At 73.9% G+C, this 19,565-nt stretch carries 14 protein-coding genes and 1 pseudogene; 13 read left to right on the top strand and 2 right to left on the bottom strand.

Features of this window, described 5'->3' with window-relative positions:
* Positions 1–5: 5 nt before the first annotated feature.
* The 3 genes and pseudogenes from ABZX65_RS02485 to ABZX65_RS02475 all read left to right on the top strand — a co-directional run.
* On the top strand, positions 6–971 hold the full coding sequence (locus ABZX65_RS02485; RefSeq protein ID WP_355333618.1) for an iron chelate uptake ABC transporter family permease subunit: 966 nt from the start codon (positions 6–8) through the stop codon (positions 969–971).
* Positions 968–2,002 (top strand): iron chelate uptake ABC transporter family permease subunit, encoded by a 1,035-nt coding sequence (locus ABZX65_RS02480; protein ID WP_355333537.1) that lies wholly within the window; start codon positions 968–970, stop codon positions 2,000–2,002. Before ABZX65_RS02485 ends, ABZX65_RS02480 begins: the two co-directional genes overlap by 4 nt.
* Before the next feature lie 200 nt (positions 2,003–2,202).
* Positions 2,203–2,985: pseudogene (locus ABZX65_RS02475) on the top strand (ABC transporter ATP-binding protein); the annotation flags it as partial.
* Positions 2,986–3,250: 265 nt separating this feature from the next.
* Here the strand turns inward: ABZX65_RS02475 and ABZX65_RS02470 are convergent.
* Positions 3,251–3,598 (bottom strand): SCP2 sterol-binding domain-containing protein, encoded by a 348-nt coding sequence (locus ABZX65_RS02470; protein WP_355333615.1) that lies wholly within the window; start codon positions 3,596–3,598, stop codon positions 3,251–3,253.
* A gap of 161 nt (positions 3,599–3,759) precedes the next feature.
* Here ABZX65_RS02470 and ABZX65_RS02465 point away from each other — a divergent pair, with 161 nt between their 5' ends.
* The 7 genes from ABZX65_RS02465 to ABZX65_RS02435 all read left to right on the top strand — a co-directional run bounded on the left by ABZX65_RS02465 (position 3,760) and on the right by ABZX65_RS02435 (position 11,953).
* A complete protein-coding gene (locus ABZX65_RS02465; RefSeq protein WP_355333534.1) occupies positions 3,760–4,887 on the top strand; it encodes a histone in 1,128 nt (375 codons plus the stop codon).
* Entirely contained in the window at positions 4,880–5,194 is a 315-nt protein-coding gene (locus tag ABZX65_RS02460; RefSeq protein WP_355333532.1) for a hypothetical protein, read from the top strand. Before ABZX65_RS02465 ends, ABZX65_RS02460 begins: the two co-directional genes overlap by 8 nt.
* 10 nt (positions 5,195–5,204) lie before the next feature.
* Positions 5,205–6,011 carry a TlyA family RNA methyltransferase gene (locus tag ABZX65_RS02455; protein WP_355333529.1) on the top strand — a complete coding sequence of 269 codons (807 nt, stop codon included), beginning with the start codon at positions 5,205–5,207 and terminating at the stop codon, positions 6,009–6,011.
* Entirely contained in the window at positions 6,008–6,967 is a 960-nt protein-coding gene (locus tag ABZX65_RS02450; RefSeq protein ID WP_355333527.1) for an NAD kinase, read from the top strand. Before ABZX65_RS02455 ends, ABZX65_RS02450 begins: the two co-directional genes overlap by 4 nt.
* Positions 6,968–7,343: 376 nt before the next feature.
* Positions 7,344–9,095: a DNA repair protein RecN gene (gene recN, locus ABZX65_RS02445; protein ID WP_355333525.1), complete on the top strand. Its 1,752-nt coding sequence runs from the start codon at positions 7,344–7,346 to the stop codon at positions 9,093–9,095.
* 740 nt (positions 9,096–9,835) lie between these two features.
* Positions 9,836–10,681 (top strand): hypothetical protein, encoded by an 846-nt coding sequence (locus tag ABZX65_RS02440; protein WP_355333523.1) that lies wholly within the window; start codon positions 9,836–9,838, stop codon positions 10,679–10,681.
* A 141-nt stretch (positions 10,682–10,822) separates the two neighbouring features.
* Complete coding sequence (locus ABZX65_RS02435) at positions 10,823–11,953, top strand: glycosyltransferase family 4 protein (protein ID WP_355333613.1); 1,131 nt, start codon at positions 10,823–10,825, stop codon at positions 11,951–11,953.
* A 21-nt stretch (positions 11,954–11,974) separates the two neighbouring features.
* On the opposite strand, the gene ABZX65_RS02430 is transcribed toward ABZX65_RS02435, so the two are convergent.
* Complete coding sequence (locus tag ABZX65_RS02430) at positions 11,975–13,792, bottom strand: glycoside hydrolase family 15 protein (RefSeq protein WP_355333520.1); 1,818 nt, start codon at positions 13,790–13,792, stop codon at positions 11,975–11,977.
* Between the two features lie 602 nt (positions 13,793–14,394).
* Here ABZX65_RS02430 and ABZX65_RS02425 point away from each other — a divergent pair.
* The 3 genes from ABZX65_RS02425 to ABZX65_RS02415 all read left to right on the top strand — a co-directional run bounded on the left by ABZX65_RS02425 (position 14,395) and on the right by ABZX65_RS02415 (position 19,491).
* Positions 14,395–16,065 (top strand): CTP synthase, encoded by a 1,671-nt coding sequence (locus tag ABZX65_RS02425; protein WP_355333611.1) that lies wholly within the window; start codon positions 14,395–14,397, stop codon positions 16,063–16,065.
* Between the two features lie 74 nt (positions 16,066–16,139).
* A complete protein-coding gene (locus tag ABZX65_RS02420; protein WP_355333518.1) occupies positions 16,140–16,763 on the top strand; it encodes an NUDIX hydrolase in 624 nt (207 codons plus the stop codon).
* A gap of 190 nt (positions 16,764–16,953) precedes the next feature.
* Positions 16,954–19,491 carry a tetratricopeptide repeat protein gene (locus ABZX65_RS02415; RefSeq protein WP_355333516.1) on the top strand — a complete coding sequence of 846 codons (2,538 nt, stop codon included), beginning with the start codon at positions 16,954–16,956 and terminating at the stop codon, positions 19,489–19,491.
* The last annotated feature ends 74 nt before the right edge of the window (positions 19,492–19,565 follow it).

The following is a 19,565-nucleotide window of genomic DNA, read 5'->3' as shown; positions in this document are numbered from 1 at the left end:
CCGGGCTGCTCGCCGCCGTCGGCCTGCTGGTCGTCGTGGCCCTCGCGAGCATCGCCATCGGCGCCAAGGACATACCCGTCGACCAGGTCTGGCACGGGCTGTTCCACTACGCGGGCACCGACAACGACGTGGTGATCCGCAAACTGCGGCTGCCGCGTACGGTCCTCGGACTCCTCGTCGGCGCCGCGCTCGGCGTCGCGGGCGCGGCCATGCAGGCCCTCACCCGCAACCCGCTGGCCGACCCCGGACTGCTCGGCGTCAACGCGGGCGCCGCGGCGGCCGTCGTCTCCGCGATCAGCTTCTTCGGCGTGACCAGCATGAGCGGTTACGTGTGGTTCGCCCTCGGCGGCGCGGCCGTGGTCTCGGCGCTGGTCTACGTCATCGGCGGCAGCCGGTCCGCGACCCCGGTCCGCCTCGCCCTCGCGGGCACCGCCGTCACCGCCGTGCTCCAGGGCTGGACCACCGCCGTCGAACTCAGCGACAACGCGGCCCTGGACCGGATGCGCTTCTGGCAGGTCGGCTCGCTCGCCGCCGCCGACATGGCGACCGTCCGCTACGTGACCCCGTTCCTCCTGGCCGGCGCCGTACTCGCGTTCATCAGCGGCCGGCCGCTCAACGCCGTCGCGCTCGGCGACGACACCGCCCGCGGCCTCGGGGCCAAACTGACCCGCACCCGCGTGCTGGTGATGATCTCCATCACGCTGCTGTGCGGTGCGGCCACCGCCGCCTGCGGGCCGATCGTCTTCATCGGCCTGATGGTGCCGCACGTCGTACGCGGCATCACCGGACCCGACATGCGCTGGATCCTGCCCTACGCGGCCGTGCTGTCACCGGTGCTGCTGCTCGGCGCTGACGTGGTCGGACGGCTCATCACCCGCCCGGCCGAACTCCAGGTCGGCATCGTCACCGCGGTCCTCGGCGGACCGGTCTTCATCGCCCTCGTACGCCGCCGAAGGATGGCCGAACTGTGAGAGAACCCGTACTGCGCACCCGCGGCGGACTGTCCGTCCGGTTCGACCGGCGCGCGGCCCTCGTCTCCTGCGTCCTGCTGCTCGCGGCCCTCGCCGTCTCCGTCGTCCTGATCGGCACGGGCGACTACGCCATCGCCCCGCTCGACGTCGTCCGCACCCTGACCGGACACGGCACCGCCGCCCAGGAGTTCATCGTCCGCGACCTGCGGCTGCCGCGGGTGATCGTGGCGCTGCTCGTCGGCGCCGCGCTCGGCATGGCGGGCGCCGCCTTCCAGACCGTCTCCCGCAACCCGCTCGGCAGCCCCGACGTCATCGGCTTCGGCCAGGGCTCCGCCGCGGGCGCGCTGATCGTCATCGTGCTGCTCAAGGGCAGCGCCTACCAGGTCTCCATCGGCGCGGTCGCGGGCGGACTGCTCACCGGCATCGCCGTCTACGTGCTGGCCTGGAAGCGCGGGGTGCACGGCTACCGGCTGGTGCTGATCGGCATCGGCGCCTCGGCCGTGCTGTCGGCCGTCAACAGCTATCTGCTGGTCAAGGCCGACTTCGTGGACGCCGCCCGCGCGATCGTCTGGATCACCGGCTCCCTCGACGGCCGCGACTGGGACCAGGTCTGGCCGCTGCTCGTCGCCTGCGGCGTCCTCATGCCCCTGTTGCTGTCCCAGGGACGCGCGCTGCGGATCAGCGAGATGGGCGACGACGCGGCGGCGGCGCTGGGCGTCCGCGTGGAACGCACCCGGCTGATCGTCGTACTCGGCGCCGTCCTGCTCACCGCGTCCGCCACCGCGGCGGCGGGCCCCATCGCCTTCATCGCGCTGACCGCGCCCCAACTGGCCCGGCGCCTGACCCGTTCGCCGGGTGTCTCGCTGCTGTCGTCCGCGCTGTTGGGCGCCGCGCTGCTCGTCGCCGCCGACCTGGCCGCCCAACGCGCCTTCGGCTCAGGCCAGGTGCCGGTCGGTGTCGCCACCGGCGTGCTCGGCGGCGGCTATCTGCTGTGGCTGCTGATCGCGGAGCGGAGGGCCGGACGGATATGAGGACGCGTACGGAACGCGAGGAGCGTACGGAGAACGCGCGGAGCGCGGTCGACCCGGAGCGTACGCAGGGCGCGGCCGGCCCCGAGCGTACGGCGCTCACAGCGCGGCTGAGACCGCGCCGCGGCGGCCGACGGAAGCAGCCGCGGCCACCGGCAGACACCACCCGCCAGACCCCTTCGGCAGAACACGGAGCGTCCCGCATGACCCGCCTCGCCGCCGAGTCCGTCACTCTCGCGTACGACCAGCGGGTCATCGCGAAGGAGCTGTCGGTCGCCATACCCGACCAGTCCTTCACCGTCATCGTCGGACCGAACGCCTGCGGCAAGTCGACATTGCTGCGCGCGCTGTCGCGGCTGCTGAAGCCGGCCGCGGGCCAGGTCCTGCTGGACGGCCAGGCCATCGGCACGCTGCCCGCGAAGGCGGTCGCCAGGACGCTGGGGCTGCTCCCGCAGAGCTCGGTGGCGCCCGACGGGATCACCGTGTCGGGGCTGGTGTCGCGCGGCCGGTACCCGCACCAGGGGCTGCTGCGGCAGTGGTCGCCGGAGGACGAGCGAATCGTCGACGAATCGATGGCGGCGACCGGCGTCACCGCCCTGGCCGATCGCTATGTCGACGAACTGTCCGGCGGACAGCGGCAACGCGTCTGGATCGCCATGGCCCTCGCCCAGCAGACCCCGCTGCTGCTGCTCGACGAGCCGACCACCTTCCTCGACATCCAGCACCAGCTCGACGTGCTCGACCTGTGCGCGGAACTCCACGAACAGCGCGGCCGTACGCTCGTCGCCGTCCTGCACGACCTCAACCAGGCCGCGCGCTACGCCACTCACCTGATCGCCATGCGCGACGGCCGGATCGAGGCGCAGGGGCCGCCCGCCGAGATCATCACCGCGGAGCTGGTGGAGCGGGTCTTCGGGGTGCGCTGCCGGATCATCGAGGACCCGGAGAGCGGTACGCCGCTGGTGGTGCCCGCCGCGCGGCGGGCCGGTGCGGTGGCGGCCGGCGCGACCCTCACCGACGCCGAGCCGGGCCAGGACTCGGAACCGGCTCCCGGCGTCAAGTCCGGTACGGGCTCCGACCCCGTCGATTCCGTGCCCGGTTCCGGGCCTGGTTCCGTGCCGGGGGCCGGGTCTGATGCCGTGCCAGGCTCGGGGCTGGGCACGGTGTCGGATTCCGGGTCAGGTGCCGCGCGTGACTCCGCGTCGGCAGCCGGTTCCGTATCCGGATCCGGTGATTCCGCGCCCGGCCCGCTTACAGCAGAGACCGCAGACGCAGGACGTCCCGCAGGCCGGCCTGGAGCTTGACCCGGCCGCTGCCCCACGCCTTGGCGAAGTTCAACTCGCCGCCGACCAGGGCGACCAGGTCGTCGCCCGACATGGTCAGCCTGATCTGCGCCTTGTCGGCGGGCGTGCCCGGCACGGTCGTCACGTCCTCGATCCGGCCGCCGGACAGCCGACCCACGAAGGTCACGTCCAGATCGGTGATCCGGCAGCTCAGGGAGCGGTCCATGGCGGCGGCTGAGCGCACGCCGCCCTCGGCGTCGGCGAGGTTCGCCGCCAGTCGGTCGAGCGCGCTGCGGCACTCCTCGATCGTCGCCATCGGTGCGGTGTCCTTCTGGATCGTGCCGGATCGTGCGCGGTCCGCGCGCACGTCCGGACGACGCTACCGCAGCACCGCGGGGCACCGTGCTCGGGCCGCGGTCGCGATACGCGGTAGCGTCGTGACCGGATACGTCAACGGCGAGGCGAGGAGTGTGAGCGATGCGGGACGCGCTGCGTACCTGTCTACAGATCGCGGGCGGCCTGACCGAGGCCACCCGGCGGCGCACGATCGACGCGGCGAGGGAGCTGCTCGACCAGACGGGAATAGACGTCGACGCCGTCCAGCGCAGGATCGGCTCCGCCATTCCGGCCGAAGTCCAGACCCTCGCCGACGAGCTGATGGCCTCGGGCCGGGCCAACCGTGACCTGCTGCTCGGACTCATCCGGGACGAAGTCGACAAGACGATGAGCCGGGTCGGCCGCCTCGCCGACGAAGTGACGAAGGTCGGCGTCGTCCTCGAAACGCTCGAACGGCGCATCGGGAACCTGGAGTCCACCGACGAGGAGGCGGCCGACAGCGGTGCCGGGCAGGCCCGGCCCTCGGAGGCGGCTCCCCGGCGCGGCGCCGCCCCGCCGGTCCAGCACGTCAAGGTCGAGCCGGACGCGGCGCCCGCCGCCGCGCCCGCGAAGAAGGCGGCCCCGGCCGCGGCGACCGCTCCCAAGGGCACGGCGTCGACCGCGGTCCGCAAGGCGGCGGCGAAGAAGGCGCCTTCGCCGCGGAAGACGGCGGCCAGGAAGTCGGCGACGTCTCCTTCTCCGGCCGCTCCGGCTTCCCCGGCCTCCCCGGCGGCGAAGAAGGCCGCCCCGACCCGGAAGACCGCCACCGCGGGTACGGGCCCGGCCGCCACGAAGACCGCGTCCGCCAAGAAGGCCGCGGCCAAGAAGACCGCGCCCGCGAAGAAGTCCGCCACCCGCAAGACCACTCCGGCCAGGCCCACCCCGGCCCAGGCGGCCCCTCCGGCGCCCGCGGCCCCCGCGACGCCGGAACAGCCGGAAGGCACCGCCCCGGCGAAGAAGGCGACGGCGAAGAAGGCGACACCCGAGAAGACGGTGGCCGAGAAGACGGCAGCCAAGAAGGCCCCCGCGGCGAAGAAGGCGTCCGCCGTCAAGAAGACCGCCGCGGTGAAGAAGTCGACGACGGCCAGCACGGCCACGACGAAGAAGGCCGCGGCCAAGAAGGCGCCCGCCGCGAAGAAGGCCGCGGCCAAGAAGGCGCCCGCCGCGAAGAAGGCCACGCCCGCGAAGAAGTCCGCACCGGGGCCGGAGGCGGGTAACGGCGGTGAGTGACCTCGATTTCGGGCCGTCCGGTGCCGCACCGGCCCCGGACGGCGACGAGGCGCCGGACGCCGCACCGGCGCAGGACGCCGACGCGGTCGGACCGGCGGACGGGGCCGTTCACGCCCTGCCGGAGGCGGCCGGTCCCGTACCGCTCGGCGTGGTGCTGCGGGAGACGGGGAATGCCGACGTGGACGCGGCGGTTGCCCGGCTGTCGGACGCCGACGAACTGCCGACCGCGGGACACATAGAGGTGTACGAGGACGCGCACCGCGGATTGCGGGACGCACTCGCCGCGCTGGACGAGAACAGGAGCTGAACCGTACGTGGTGGCACGACGCCGACTCGACGCCGAGCTGGTGCGCCGGAGTCTCGCGCGCTCGCGGGAGCACGCAAGCCAGTTGATCGCCGCCGGGCGGGTGACCGTCGGCGGCGCGACCGCCACGAAGGCGGCCACGCAGGTGGAGACCAGCGCCGCCGTGGTGGTGGCGCGGGACGCCGACGAACCCGACTACGTGTCGCGCGGCGGCCACAAGCTGGCCGGCGCGCTCGCCGCGCTCCAGCCGCGCGGGCTGACCGTCGAGGGCCGCAGGGCGCTCGACGCGGGCGCGTCCACCGGCGGCTTCACCGATGTGCTGCTGCGGGCGGGCGCCGCCGAGGTCGTCGCGGTCGACGTCGGCTACGGCCAGCTGGCCTGGTCGTTGCAGAGCGACGACCGCGTCACCGTCAAGGACCGTACGAACGTCCGCGAGTTGACGCTCGACCACATCGACGGCACCCCCGTCGACCTGATCGTCGGCGACCTGTCGTTCATTCCGCTCGGTCTGGTGCTGCCCGCGCTCGTACGGTGCGCCGCGCCCGACGCCGATCTCGTCCTGATGGTGAAGCCGCAGTTCGAGGTGGGTAGGGAACGACTGGGCAGCGGTGGCGTCGTCCGCAGCACCCAGCTACGGGCCGAGAGCGTACGCAAGGTCGCCGCTCAGGGGGCGGAGCTGGGGCTCGGGGTGCTGGGCGTCACGGCCAGTCCGCTGCCCGGACCGTCCGGGAATGTGGAATATTTTCTGTGGCTGCGGGCCGGTGCGCCTCCTCTGGACCCGGCCGATGTCGACCGTGCTGTGGCGGAGGGGCCCCGTTGACCACCAAGACCGAATCCGGAACCGGATCCGAAGCCGGACGCGACGCGCAGTGCGGACCGGGCGGCGCCCGTACCGTCTTCCTGCTCGCCCACACCGGCCGCCCGGCCGCCATCCGCAGTGCGGAGCGCGTGGTCAAGGGGCTGCTGAGGTGCGGGATCGGCGTACGGCTGCTCGCCGAGGAGGCCGCGGACCTGCCGTTGCCCGCCGAGGTCGAGCACGTCACGGAGCCGGGGCCCGAGTCCGTCGAGGGCTGCGAGCTGATCGTCGTACTCGGCGGCGACGGCACACTGCTGCGCGGCGCCGAATTCGCCCGCGCCTCCGGGGTCCCGCTGCTCGGCGTGAACCTCGGCCGGGTCGGCTTCCTCGCCGAGGCCGAGCGGGACGACCTCGACAAGGTCGTCGACCGCGTCGTCACCCGCGAGTACGAGGTCGAGGAGCGGATGACCCTCGACGTGCTGGTCCGCAACGACGGGCACATCGTGCACACCGACTGGGCGCTCAACGAGGCCTCGGTCGAGAAGGCGTCCCGCGAACGCCTCCTGGAGGTCGTCACCGAGGTCGACGGCCGCCCGGTCTCCCGCTTCGGCGGCGACGGCGTCGTCTGCGCCACCCCCACCGGCTCCACCGCCTACGCGTTCTCGGCCGGCGGGCCCGTCGTCTGGCCCGAGGTCGAAGCGCTCCTGATGGTGCCCATCAGCGCCCACGCCCTCTTCGCCAAGCCCCTGGTGACCTCGCCCCGCTCCGTCCTCGCCGTCGAGGTCCAGCCCAAGACGCCGCACGGCGTCCTGTGGTGCGACGGCCGCCGCACCGTCGAGCTTCTCGCCGGTGCCCGCGTCGAAGTCCGCCGGGGCGCCGTGCCCGTGCGGCTGGCCCGGCTCCACCACGCCTCCTTCACGGACCGTCTCGTCGCCAAATTCGCCCTCCCCGTCGCCGGATGGCGCGGCGCCCCCCAATAACCCGCCCGACGGCGGACCGTTCGATACGCGCAGGCGGGTGCCCGTCGCGGGCGTGAGCACAGGGCGCTGCCCTTGCGCGGGGCCTGGTCCTTAGGGGCGCGGGGAACCGCGCGACCAGCCCCCACCGGGCCGCCGGCCCGAGAACAGCCGGTCTGCCCCGCTGGGGCCGGTGGTGCCCCGCCGGAGCGCTTCGGCGGGCCGCGCAGCCCCAGCCGCCCCTGAAAAGACCGGTGTGCCGCCCCGGCGAAGAACGGCCCGGGGCCGCGCCCCGGAAGACGCTTGCCCACTCCGCAAGGGGGACCCGTTCGGGGCCGCGCCCCGGAGATGCGCACCGCCCCCCGCAGGGGACCGTCGCGCGGCGGGGCGCAAACCTCGTATGGTCGTACCCGTGTTGGAGGAAATGCGAATCCGGTCGCTCGGGGTCATCGAGGACGCCGTGGTGGAACTCTCACCCGGCTTCACCGCGGTGACCGGCGAGACCGGTGCGGGCAAGACCATGGTCGTGACCAGCCTCGGCCTGCTCCTGGGCGGCCGGGCCGATCCTGCGCTGGTACGCATCGGCGCGAAGGCGGCGTCCGTCGAGGGCCGGATAACGATGGCCCCCGGCAACCGGGCCTCCGTACGGGCGGAGGAAGCGGGCGCGGAGCTGGACGACGGCGCGCTGCTGATCAGCCGTACCGTCTCGGCGGAAGGCCGCTCACGGGCGTTCGTGGGCGGCCGTACCGTCCCGGTCGGGCTGCTCGGCGAGCTGGCGGACGACCTGGTGGCCGTGCACGGCCAGACCGACCAGCAGGGCCTGCTGCGCCCGGCGCGGCAGCGCGAGGCCCTGGACCGGTACGCGGGCGACGCCGTCGCGGCGCCGCTGGCGAAGTACGGGTCGGCCTACCGCAGGCTGCGGGAGGTCGCCGCGGAGCTGGACGAGCTGACGACGCGGGCCAGGGAGCGCGCGCAGGAAGCGGACCTGCTGCGGTTCGGCATCGAGGAAGTGGCGGCGGCCGAGCCGGTCGCGGGCGAGGACACCGAACTGGCCGCCGAGGCGGCCCGCCTCGGCCACGCCGAGGCGCTGGCGAGCGCGGCGGCCATCGCGCACGCGGCGCTCGCGGGGAACCCGGAGGACCCGGAGGGCGTGGACGCGGGCACCCTCGTCGCGGGGGCGCAGCGCGCGGTGGACACGGTCAGCGCGCACGACCCGGAGCTGGCGGGCCTGGCGGCCCGGCTTGGAGAGATCGGCATCCTGCTCGGTGACGTCTCGGGCGAGCTGGCGGGATACGCCGACAATCTGGACGCCGACCCGCTGCGGCTCGCGGCCGTCGAGGAGCGCAGGTCCGTACTGGCGCATCTGACGCGCAAGTACGGCGTCGACATCGACGGCGTGCTGGCCTGGGCCGAGGAGAGCGCCGCGCGGCTCGGCGAACTTGAGGGCGACGACGAGCGGATCGAAGGACTCACCGCGGAGCGGGACGCGCTCCGCGCGGAGCTGGGCGCGCTCGCCCAGGACCTGACCGACGCGCGGGGCGAGGCGGCGGACCGTTTCGCCGCCGCCGTCACCGCGGAACTCGCCGAGCTGGCGATGCCGCACGCCCGTGTCGGCGTCGCGATCCGGCAGACCGAGACGGCCGAGCCCGACGCCGGGATCGAGGTGGGCGGCCGGGCCGTGGCCTTCGGCCCGACCGGCGCCGACGAGGTGGAGCTGCAACTGGCCCCGCACCCCGGCTCCCCGGCCCGGCCGATCGCCAAGGGCGCCTCGGGCGGTGAGCTGTCGCGCGTCATGCTCGCCGTCGAGGTGGTCTTCGCCGGGTCCGACCCGGTGCCGACGTACCTCTTCGACGAGGTGGACGCCGGAGTCGGCGGCAAGGCGGCCGTCGAGGTCGGCCGCCGCCTGGCGCGCCTGGCCCGTACCGCGCAGGTCGTGGTCGTCACCCACCTCCCGCAGGTCGCGGCCTTCGCCGACCGGCAGCTCCTGGTCGAGAAGACCAACGACGGGTCCGTCACCCGCAGCGGCGTCACCATCCTGGAGGGCGAGGCCCGGGTGAAGGAGCTCTCCCGCATGCTCGCCGGTCTCGAGGACTCCGAACTGGGCCGCGCCCACGCCGAGGAACTCCTCGCCGCGGCCAAGGCGGCCCGCTGACCCCCCGACACCCCGGCCCGCTGCCGCCAGCCGCGTCGCCGAGCCCCTGACCGCCCCGGTCGAACGTGCCCAAGGTCTCGCGGCGGTCCGGCGCAGGCCGGGGCGGGAGCGCCAGCCGTGTCGCTGAGCCCCGACCGCTCCGCTCGGACGTGGACGGGGTCTCGCGGCGGTCCGAGGAGCGGGCCCGGACGCCGAGGTCCGGCTGCGCCGCCGGTCCTGGCGTGAGGTCGCGTGGCCGTCCGATGCAGGCCGGTGGCGCTGGCGTGTCGCTGAGGCCCGGCCGTTCCGGTCGGAGGTGCCCGAGGAGTGTGTCTGGGACCGCAGGTCCGGATGGCGACGTGCGGGTGCGCCGCCCGGGCGGGCGGGGGGCGCGTGGCCGTCAGTCGTTGCGGCGGCGGGCGGCGGGCGGCGGGAGGGTGAGGGTCGGTCGGGGGGGCGGCCTGTCGAAGGAGGCCGGGTGCGGCGAGGGCGGTACGGCACCTCGGCCGCGGAGGGCCCTTGGCGGTCCGGGACAGGGGCGGGGCCGGACGCGGCGCGTCGGTCGGGCGGGCCTGAGGGCCCGTGGTGGTCCGGGTCCGGAGGACATCGGCGCGGTCGGATAATGTGCCGCGCGCGGCGGGAGCGCGCGGAGACGGCTTTCCGGGGGCGTGGCGGGGAAGGCTGTGCGGGCCGGGTAATTGCGCAGCCGGGCGCGGCGGTTGGCCGCGAGCGGACGACGGCGACGACGTGGAGGCAGCGGGATGAGCAGGCGTGGCTGGAAGGGGCGGTCGGGACGGCTGTCCGTCGGCATGGCGGCGGCCGGTGCGACCCGCGCGGCCTACGCGGAGCTGCGCAGGCGGCCCCCGGTCGAGGCCCGGATGTGGCAGCGCAGCAACTACGCGGGGCGCGGTGTGGAGCTGTACGGCGGCCTGGCCGCCGCGGCCGGGGCCGCGACTGCCCTGGGCACCGCGCGCGGCCTGACCGTACGCTCCCGGATCGCGGCCGTCGGCGCCGCACTGGCCGCGGGCGCCTGCGGGGCCTACGACGACCAGGCCGGCTCGCCCGACGAACGCGGCTTCGGCGCGCATCTGAAGGCACTGCGCGAGGGCCGGTTCACCTCGGGCGCCGTGAAACTCCTCGGCATCGGCGCGGCCGGGCTCGCCGCGGGCACCCTGCTCAAGGTGCGGCCCTTCGACCAACTGCTCGCGGGCGTCGTCATCGCGGGCACCGCGCACGCGGTGAACCTGGTGGACATCTCGCCCGGCCGCGCCGCGAAGGCGGTCATCGCCGTCGGCGTGCCCGGCCTGCTGCGCCGCGGCCCCGCGGGAGTGCTGGCCGCGGCCCCCGTGGGCGCCGCGGCGGCCGTACTCGGCGACGACCTCAGCGAGCGGACGATGCTCGGCGACGGCGGCGCCCACGCGCTCGGCGCGGCGCTGGGCGCGGCGATCGTCGTCGCCAACGGCAGGACCGGGCTGCTGCTGCACGCGGCGGCGCTCATCGCGATGACCGCCGCGGGCGACCGGATCTCCTCCCACGAGCGGTTGTGGAACGCGCCCGGAGTGCGGCACGTTGACTCCTGGGGCCGCGTGGCACACCCGTATGGGTGATCCCAAGGGCGGGTGAGCGGGCCTGAGCGCGACCGTGACCGGTGACCCGCGGGTGCGGCCTGGCATCCTGGAGGGGTTGCCCGTACCCGCCAACACCCGCCGTCCCGTGCCGAGTCAGGAGCAGTGCCCCGCGTGAGCAGCATGTCCACCCCCTTCCAGGGGCAGCTCCACGCCGTGCACGTCATGGGCACGACGTCGGGAGCGCACGTCAGCTCGCTGGCGGGCGGGCTCGTGGCGCGGGGTGTCGCGGTCACCGTCTGCGGGCCCCCCGCCGCCGAGGCCGACTACGCCTTCTCCGGCACCGGCGCCCGCTTCGTACCCCTCGACATCGGCCGCAGGGCCGCCGCCGCCACCGACGCGCCCGCCGTCGCCGCCCTGCGCGCCGTCTTCTCCGGCGCCGGAATCGTCCACGCGCACGGCCTGCGCGCCGGACTGCTGGCCGCGATCGCGCTCGGCGGGCGCAGCACCCCACTGGTTCTCACCTGGCACGGCGGCGCCCCCGCGGAACACGACGGCGCGGGCCGCGCCGCGCTGCTGCGCTGGCTGGAGCGCCGGGCGGTACGCGGCGCCACCGTCGTCCTCGGCGTCTGCGCCGAACTCGTCGACCGGGCCCGCCACCTCGGCGCCAAGGACGTCAGGCTGGCACCGGCCGCCGTACCGCGCCCAGTCGCCCCGCCGCCGCGCCTGCCCGGCGACGGCGAGCGGCACACCCACAAGACCCGCGCCGAATTCGGCGCGATCGACCGCCCGCTGCTGCTGGCCGTCGGCCGCCTCGAAGCCCACAAGGGCTACGACCTGCTGCTGGACGCCGCCGCCCACTGGACGGGTCTCGAACCGCCGCCGCTGGTCGCCGTCGCGGGCGAGGGCAGTAGGCGCGCGGCCCTGGAGAAGCGGATCGAGGCGGAACAGCTCCCGGTGGTCCTGCTCGGCCGCCGCGACGACGTGCCGGAACTGCTCGCCGCCGCCGACCTCGTCGTGCTGCCCAGCCGCTGGGAGGCCCGCCCGCTGATCGCCCAGGAAGCCCTGCACGCAGGCGTTCCCCTGATCGCCACCGCCGTCGGCGGCACCCCCGAACTCGTCGGCGACGCGGCCGTCCTCGTCCCCTACGGCGACGCGGCGGCCCTCGCCCGCGCCGTCGTCACCCTGCTCGCCGACCCCGGCCGCCGTACCGCCCTGTCCGTGGCGGGCCGCGCCCAGGCCGCCACCTGGCCCACCGAGGACGACACGGTGGCCCAGGTGCTCAGCGTCTACGACGAGCTGACGCAGGTCTGACGGACCGGGGTCCGGGACCCGCTACGCGCGGAACGCCCCGGTGGCGGTGAGCCGCAGCGCCGTGTCGATCAGCGGCACATGGCTGAACGCCTGCGGGAAGTTGCCGACCTGGCGCTTGCGGCGCGGGTCCCACTCCTCGGCGAGCAGACCCAGGTCGTTGCGGAGCGCCAGCAGCTTCTCGAAGAGCTTGCGCGCCTCCTCGACCCGGCCGATCATCGCGAGGTCGTCGGCGAGCCAGAACGAGCAGGCGAGGAACGCCCCTTCGTCGCCGGGCAGGCCGTCCAGATTCTCCTCGCCGTCGGCGCCGCTGGAGACGGGGTAGCGCAGGACGAAGCCGTCCTCGGTCGACAGCTCCCGCTGAATCGCCTCGATGGTGCCGATGACCCGCTTGTCGTCCGGCGGCAGGAAGCCCATCTGCGGGATGAGCAGCAGCGAGGCGTCCAGCTCCTTGGAGCCGTAGGACTGCGTGAAGGTGTTGCGCTCCCGGTCGAAGCCCTTCTCGCACACGTCGTAGTGGATGTCCTCGCGCAGCTCCTTGAGCCGCTCCAGCGGGCCGTCGACCTCGCCGGACTCGATGAGCTTGACGGTGCGGTCGACCGCGACCCAGGCCATCACCTTGGAGTGCACGAAATGGCGGCGCGGGCCCCGGACTTCCCAGATGCCCTCGTCCGGCTCGTTCCAGTGCTTCTCCAGGTAGCGGATCAGCTTGAGCTGGAGGACGCTCGCGTAGTCGTTGCGGGCCAGGCCCGTCATGTGGCCCAGGTGCAGGGCCTCGGTGACCTCGCCGTACACGTCGAGCTGGAGCTGGTGGGCCGCGCCGTTGCCGATCCGGACGGGGGAGGATCCCTCGTAACCGGGCAGCCAGTGCAGCTCGTTCTCGCCCAGCTCGCGCTCGCCCGCGATGCCGTACATGATCTGGAGGTTCTCGGGGTCGCCCGCCACCGCGCGCAGCAGCCACTCGCGCCAGGCGCGGGCCTCGTCGCGGTAGCCGGTGCGCAGCAGCGAGGACAGGGTGATCGCGGCGTCGCGCAGCCAGGTGAAGCGGTAGTCCCAGTTGCGGACCCCGCCGATGTCCTCGGGCAGCGAGGTGGTCGGCGCGGCGACGATCGCGCCGGTCGGCCCGTACGTCAGCGCCTTGAGCGTGATCAGCGAGCGCACCACCGCGTCCCGGTACGGCCCGGTGTACGTACACTGCTCGACCCACTCGCGCCAGAAGTCCTCGGTGGCGGTCAGCGACGCCTCGGGCTCCGGCAGCGAGGGCTGCGGCTTGTGCGACGGCTCCCAACTGATGGTGAACGCGATGCGGTCGCCGGGAGCGACGGTGAACTCGGAGTACGTCGTCAGATCCTGGCCGTAGGTGTCGACTTCCGTGTCCAGCCACACGGAGTCGGGCCCGGCCACCGCGACCGTACGGTCGCCGACCTTGTGCACCCACGGCGTGATCTGCCCGTAGGAGAAACGCATCCGCAGGGCGGAGCGCATCGGGACGCGGCCGTGCACGCCCTCCACGATCCGGATGACCTGGGGGGCGCCGTCACGCGGCGGCATGAAGTCGATCACACGGACCGTGCCGCGCTCGGTGTCCCACTCGGACTCCAGCACCAGCGAGTCGCCCCGGTACCTGCGGCGCGTCGCGGCCGGGGGCTGGTCGTCCTTGCCGTGCGCGGGGCCGAGCCGCCAGAAGCCGTGCTGCTCGGTACCGAGCAGTCCGGCGAAGACGGCGGGCGAGTCGAACCGGGGGAGGCACAGCCAGTCGACCGTGCCGTCCCGGCAGACCAGTGCGGCGGTCTGCATATCACCGATGAGGGCGTAGTCCTCGATGAGCCCGGCCACGTGCAACTCCAGTCGAACGACAGGCGCCGCCCCCGCTGGGGACGGTCTTGCGGTCTGGGGATTTTGGACGAGCTCATGATCCGGGAACTGGGCGGGGATAGTGCCGTGCCGGTCGGCTCGTAGCAATGCGTCCGTGCAGGATACGTCGTCCGAGGAGGGCGTGCGCATGTCTCCGCGATCTTCGCTCCGCCGGTCGGGTGTACCGGCCCCGCGGCGGCTCCACGACGGCCCCGCGGCTGCGCTACAACGCCTTACTACGGCCTTACTACGGCCTTACTACGGCCCTTCGACGGCGCTTCGACGGCCAGAAGAGCGCACGAAAGCTGCCCGAAGACCTCACGAAGACCTCACCAAGACCGCCCGGCGACCGCGCGATGGCCGTCCGGAGGCCGGGCGGAGGCCGGGCGGTGGCGGCCCGGAGTGGCGAAAGTCATCGGTCGTGCCCGTCGGCCGCCGTGGCGCATCATTCGGCGGCCGGGGTCGCTGATACCCTGGTAGCCCGTGGGCCGGTGGGATGAACCACTGAACCGCCGCGACGGCGCTCCCAAGCACGAACGCCGTCCCGACCCTCACCTCGCGACCACGGGAGCCCCCTCTTGGCAGCTTTTCTGAAGAATGCGCCGAAATCCACGACGAAGCACATCTTCGTCACCGGTGGTGTGGCCTCCTCTCTCGGCAAGGGCCTGACGGCCTCCAGCCTCGGGGCGCTGCTCAAGGCACGGGGCCTGCGGGTCACCATGCAGAAGCTCGATCCTTATCTCAACGTGGATCCGGGCACCATGAACCCCTTCCAGCACGGCGAGGTCTTCGTCACGGACGACGGCGCCGAGACCGACCTCGACATCGGCCACTACGAGCGCTTCCTCGACGTCAATCTGGCGGGTTCCGCCAACGTCACCACCGGCCAGATCTACTCCACGGTGATCGCCAAGGAGCGGCGCGGCGAGTACCTCGGTGACACCGTGCAGGTGATCCCGCACATCACCAACGAGATCAAGTCCCGTATCCGCCGGATGGCCACCGACGACGTGGACGTCGTCATCACCGAGGTCGGCGGCACGGTCGGCGACATCGAGTCGCTGCCGTTCCTGGAGTCGGTCCGCCAGGTCAGGCACGAGGTCGGCCGGGACAACGTCTTCGTGGTGCACATCTCGCTGCTGCCGTACATCGGCCCCTCCGGCGAGCTGAAGACCAAGCCGACCCAGCACTCGGTGGCCGCGCTGCGCAACATCGGCATCCAGCCCGACGCGATCGTGCTGCGCGCGGACCGCCATGTGCCGGACGCCATCAAGCGGAAGATCTCGCTGATGTGCGACGTCGACGAGGACGCGGTGGTCGCCGCGATCGACGCGCCCTCCATCTACGACATCCCCAAGGTGCTGCACACCGAGGGCCTGGACGCGTACGTCGTCCGGCGGCTGGACCTGCCTTTCCGCGATGTGGACTGGGCTCAGTGGGACGACCTGCTCAAGCGGGTGCACGAGCCCGCCCACGAGGTGAAGGTCGCGCTGGTCGGCAAGTACATCGACCTGCCCGACGCCTATCTGTCGGTGACCGAGGCGCTGCGCGCCGGCGGATTCGCCAACAACGCGAAGGTGCACGTCAAGTGGGTCACCTCCGACGACTGCCGGACCCCGGCGGGCGCGGCGGCGCAGCTCGGCGACGTGGACGCGATCTGCGTGCCCGGCGGCTTCGGCGACCGAGGCGTCGAGGGCAAGGTCACCGCGATCACCTTCGCCCGTGAGAACCGCGTCCCACTGCTCGGACTCTGCCTCGGCCTGCAATGCGTGGTCATCGAGGCCGCGCGCAACCTCGCCGGGATCGCCGACGCCAACTCCACCGAGTTCGACCCCGGCACCGGACACCCGGTCATCTCGACCATGGCCGAGCAGCTCGACATCGTGGACGGCAAGGGCGACCTCGGCGGCACGATGCGCCTGGGCACCTACCCGGCGAAGCTCGCCGAGGGCTCCATCGTCCGCGAGGTCTACGGCGACCAGCCGTACGTCGAGGAGCGGCACCGCCACCGCTACGAGGTGAACAACGCCTACCGCGCCGAGCTGGAGAAGGCGACCGGCATCGTCTTCTCGGGCACCTCGCCCGACAACAAGCTCGTCGAGTACGTCGAGTACCCGCGCGAGGTGCACCCGTACCTGGTCGCCACCCAGGCGCACCCCGAACTGAAGTCCCGCCCCACCCGGCCCCACCCGCTGTTCGCCGGGCTGGTCAAGGCGGCGGTCGCGCGCCAGCAGCAGGACGCGCAGGAGCGGCAGGGCTGAAGGCGGCGTTACGGGAGCGGGCCCGGCGCCCGCTCCCGGTCACTCGGTACGGTCACGGACTCGGAAGGCGCAGCATGCTGAAGGACACTCAGGAGGAGTGGCGGGTCACCGTGACCTCCACGCCGTTCACCGGCAAGAAGACGTCGGTACGCACGGACGAGGTGGTCATGCCCGACGGCACCACCGCCGTCCGCGACTACCAGGTCCACCCCGGCTCGGTGGCCGTCCTCGCCCTCGACGACGCCGACCGCGTCCTCGTACTGCGCCAGTACCGGCACCCCGTACGGCAGAAGCTCTGGGAGATCCCGGCCGGACTGCTCGACATCCCCGGCGAGAATCCGCTGCACGCGGCCCAGCGCGAGCTGTACGAGGAGGCGCACGTCAAGGCCGAGGACTGGCGGGTCCTCACCGACGTCTACACCAGCCCCGGCGGTACGGACGAGGCGGTACGGATCTTCCTCGCGCGCGGTGTCTCCGAGGCGGACGGCGAGCGCTTCGCGGTCGCCGAGGAGGAGGCCGACATGGAGCTGGCCCGCGTCCCGCTCGCCGACCTCGTCAGCGGGATCCTCGCGGGCGACCTGCACAACAACTGCCTGGTCGTGGGCGTCTTCGCGCTCCAGGCCGCGATGAACGGCGCCGGTCTCGACGCGCTGCGGCCCGCCGAGTCGCCGTGGCCCGCGCGGCCCTTCACACCCTGACCGTCCGCTCCACAGCTTCTTCACAGCTCCCTCATCGGTCTCGATGATCCGATGGAGTGATCATTTACGCGGTCGGCCGCGTCGGAGCCCCGGACCGGCCCGACCGCGTGAACTAGGCTCGTCGCCGTAGCCGCGTACCCGCGCATCCGCGCCCCGCGCGGACGACCCCACTGAGCCGGGAGCGTAGGCCGTGACGGATCAGGCGCTGAACCCCAACGGGACCCCTGCGGGAGCGGACGCCCCGGCGGCACCTGAACCGGACACGGCCGCCGCACCCGCCAAGGCGCGCGCCCGCCGCCGACGGTCGGCTTCCGCCGGCTCCCCGACGCGCAAGGGCCCGGCCCCCGAGGCTCCTTCTGCCGCTGTCGAGTCCGGGCCGGAGCAGCCGCCCGCGAAGGACGCCGAGCCGGAACCTGAGTCCGAGTCCGAGTCGGCACCGAACACTCCGGCCGCGCGTCCGGCGAAGGCCGAGCGCACCGCCGCTGTCGCGCCGGGAACCGAGAACGGGTCCGGGGCGGACGCCGGGGCCGACGTCGAGGCGGACCCCCAGCCTGATCCCACGCCTCATCGCAAGACCGACCCCAAGGCCGACCCCAAGACCGACACCGCGCCCGCCGCGCCTTCGGATGTCGGCGCGGGCGCTGCCCGCCCGGTGAGCCGGACCGGCGAGGTCACGGTGCGGGTCGGCGCCGCCGTATGGGCGGGAGCCCGAGGCGAGGGTCAATTCGTGGGCCGGGAAAGGGAGTTGGCGGAGCTGCGCGGGGAGATCGGACGGCCGGGCCTCGGGAATCAGGGGAAGGGGCGGGCGCGCGTGCTGCTCGTCGCCGGACGCCCCGGCGTCGGTCGGACCGCGCTCGCGCTGCGCCTGGCCGAAGACCTGGCCGACGACTACCCGGACGGCCAGGTCTTCCTGCGCATGACCTCCCCGGAAGGGGAGCCCGTACCCGCCGAGCAGGCCGTCCGCGCCCTCCGCCGAGCCCTCGCCCGTACTCCGGGAACCGACGGATCGGCCACCCCCGTAACACCCGCCGCTCCCGCCCCGGCCGCCCCGTCCGGCGGCCCCGCCGCCACCTCGCGCAAGACGCTCCTCGTCCTGGACGACGTCCTGCGCGCCGATCAGCTCGACGGGCTGATCCCCGACGCGCCCGGCAGCCTTGTCGTCGTCACCTCGGACGGCCCGCTGCCCGGAGTGCCGGACGTGCGGCCGTGCACGCTGGGCGGGCTCGACACGCCCGCCGCCGTGGAACTGCTCGCGCACAGCATCGGCTCCACCCGGGTGACCTGCGACCCGCGCGCCGCCGAGGCCCTGGTGCAGGAGATCGGCGGGCACCCCACCGCGCTGCGGCTGGTCGCCGCCTGGCTCGCGGCCCGGCCGACGCTGTCGGTGGCGGACGCCGCGACCCGGCTGCGTACGGTCTCGGCCGACGCGCCCGCCCCGCCCTCGGCCGAAGCGGACGGGACCTCGCCCTCGCGCGCCGCCGCGCAGGGCGAACTCGTGCGGTCCTTCCGGCTGGTCTACGAGGACGTGCCGCAGACCGCCGCGCGGATGCTGCGACTCCTGTCGCTGGCACCTGCGGGCATGGTCGACGCGCAGGTCGCCTCGGCGCTCGCGGGCTGTTCCGTGGCCGCCGCGCAGAGCACGCTCGACGACTTCGTCGGCGGCGCACTGCTGGCGCCCGGTCCGGTGACGGGCGACGAGCTGCCGCCGCAGTACCGCCTGCCCGGCTGCTTCGAGCCGCTGCTGCGCGGGCTGCTCGAATCCCGCGACCGCCCGGAGGAGGTCCGGCTGGCCCGGGCCAGGATGCTGGAGCGGACCGTACGGCTGCTGCTGTCGTGCGGCTCGGCGCTCGTGCGGATGCGGCTGCCGGACGACGGCCCGCGCAGCCTCAGCTTCGACTCGCCCGCGACGGCCGCCGAGTGGCTGCGGTCCCGGCTGCCCGCGCTGCTGGCCTCCGCGCGGGTCGCCGTCGCGGACGGCGATCTGGACACCCTGGCCAGACGGCTGATCGCCGCCCAGGTGCAGGCGCTCGCCGCCTTCCCCGGCGGGAACGCGATGGCGGCCGAGCAGTACGAACTGCACGGCCTGGTCCTGGACGTCGCCGAGCGGCGCGGCCTGGACCGGGAGAAGGCGGCGGCGCTGATCAATCTCGGCGACCTGGACGCGGCGGCGGGCCGTTCCGACCGGGCGCTCGACCGGTACCGCGCCGCACTGGGCGCGGCCCGCAAGTGCGACGACGCGGAGGCCGAGGGCCGGGTGCTGGAAGCCCTCGGCGGTACGTATCAGGAGCGGCACGACCCGCAGCGGGCCGCCGACTGGTACGGCAGGGCGCTCGCGCTGCGCCAGGAACGCGGCGAGACCTTCCACGAGGCCCGGCTGCACGGCCGGATCGGCGCGCTGTTCACCTACGACGGCCGGTACGGGCCCGCGCTGCGCGAATGGCGCGCCGCCGCCGGGGCGTACCGGCGGCTGGCCGACCTGGGCGCGCAGGCCCGCGCGCTGACCGAGGCCGCGCGGGTGCAGGAGTACGCGGGCTACCCGGAGGACGCGCTGCGGACCTGCCGCGACGCGCTGTACTGGGCGCGCAAGGCGGGGGAGCGGCGGCTGGAGGGCGCGATCCTGCTGCGGCTCGCCGACACGCTCGACCGGCTGGGCGATCCGAGCGGCGCCACGGTCCAGCGCGCCGCCGCGAACCGCCTGCTCAGCGAGGGCGAATCGGCGCCGAACTGACGATCGCCGCGCTGTATACCTACGAAACTGCCAATGGTCTCGGCCAAAGTGGTCACTTTGTAAGGCTGGACAGA

It is taken from the genome of Streptomyces sp. NPDC003300 (assembly GCF_040610915.1).
Lineage (GTDB): Bacteria > Actinomycetota > Actinomycetes > Streptomycetales > Streptomycetaceae > Actinacidiphila.
Note: the sequence above shows the minus strand (reverse complement) of the source record. Positions and strands in the feature narration are given on the sequence as shown.

Excerpts from the sequence above, each read along its gene's own strand:
- ABZX65_RS02440 (WP_355333523.1), top strand. The coding sequence starts at position 9,836 with ATGAGCAGGCGTGGCTGGAAGGGGCGGTCGGGACGGCTGTCCGTCGGC.
- ABZX65_RS02470 (WP_355333615.1), bottom strand. The coding sequence starts at position 3,598 with ATGGCGACGATCGAGGAGTGCCGCAGCGCGCTCGACCGACTGGCGGCG.
- ABZX65_RS02435 (WP_355333613.1), top strand. The coding sequence starts at position 10,823 with ATGTCCACCCCCTTCCAGGGGCAGCTCCACGCCGTGCACGTCATGGGC.
- recN (WP_355333525.1), top strand. The coding sequence starts at position 7,344 with ATGGTCGTACCCGTGTTGGAGGAAATGCGAATCCGGTCGCTCGGGGTC.
- ABZX65_RS02465 (WP_355333534.1), top strand. The coding sequence starts at position 3,760 with ATGCGGGACGCGCTGCGTACCTGTCTACAGATCGCGGGCGGCCTGACC.
- ABZX65_RS02420 (WP_355333518.1), top strand. The coding sequence starts at position 16,140 with ATGCTGAAGGACACTCAGGAGGAGTGGCGGGTCACCGTGACCTCCACG.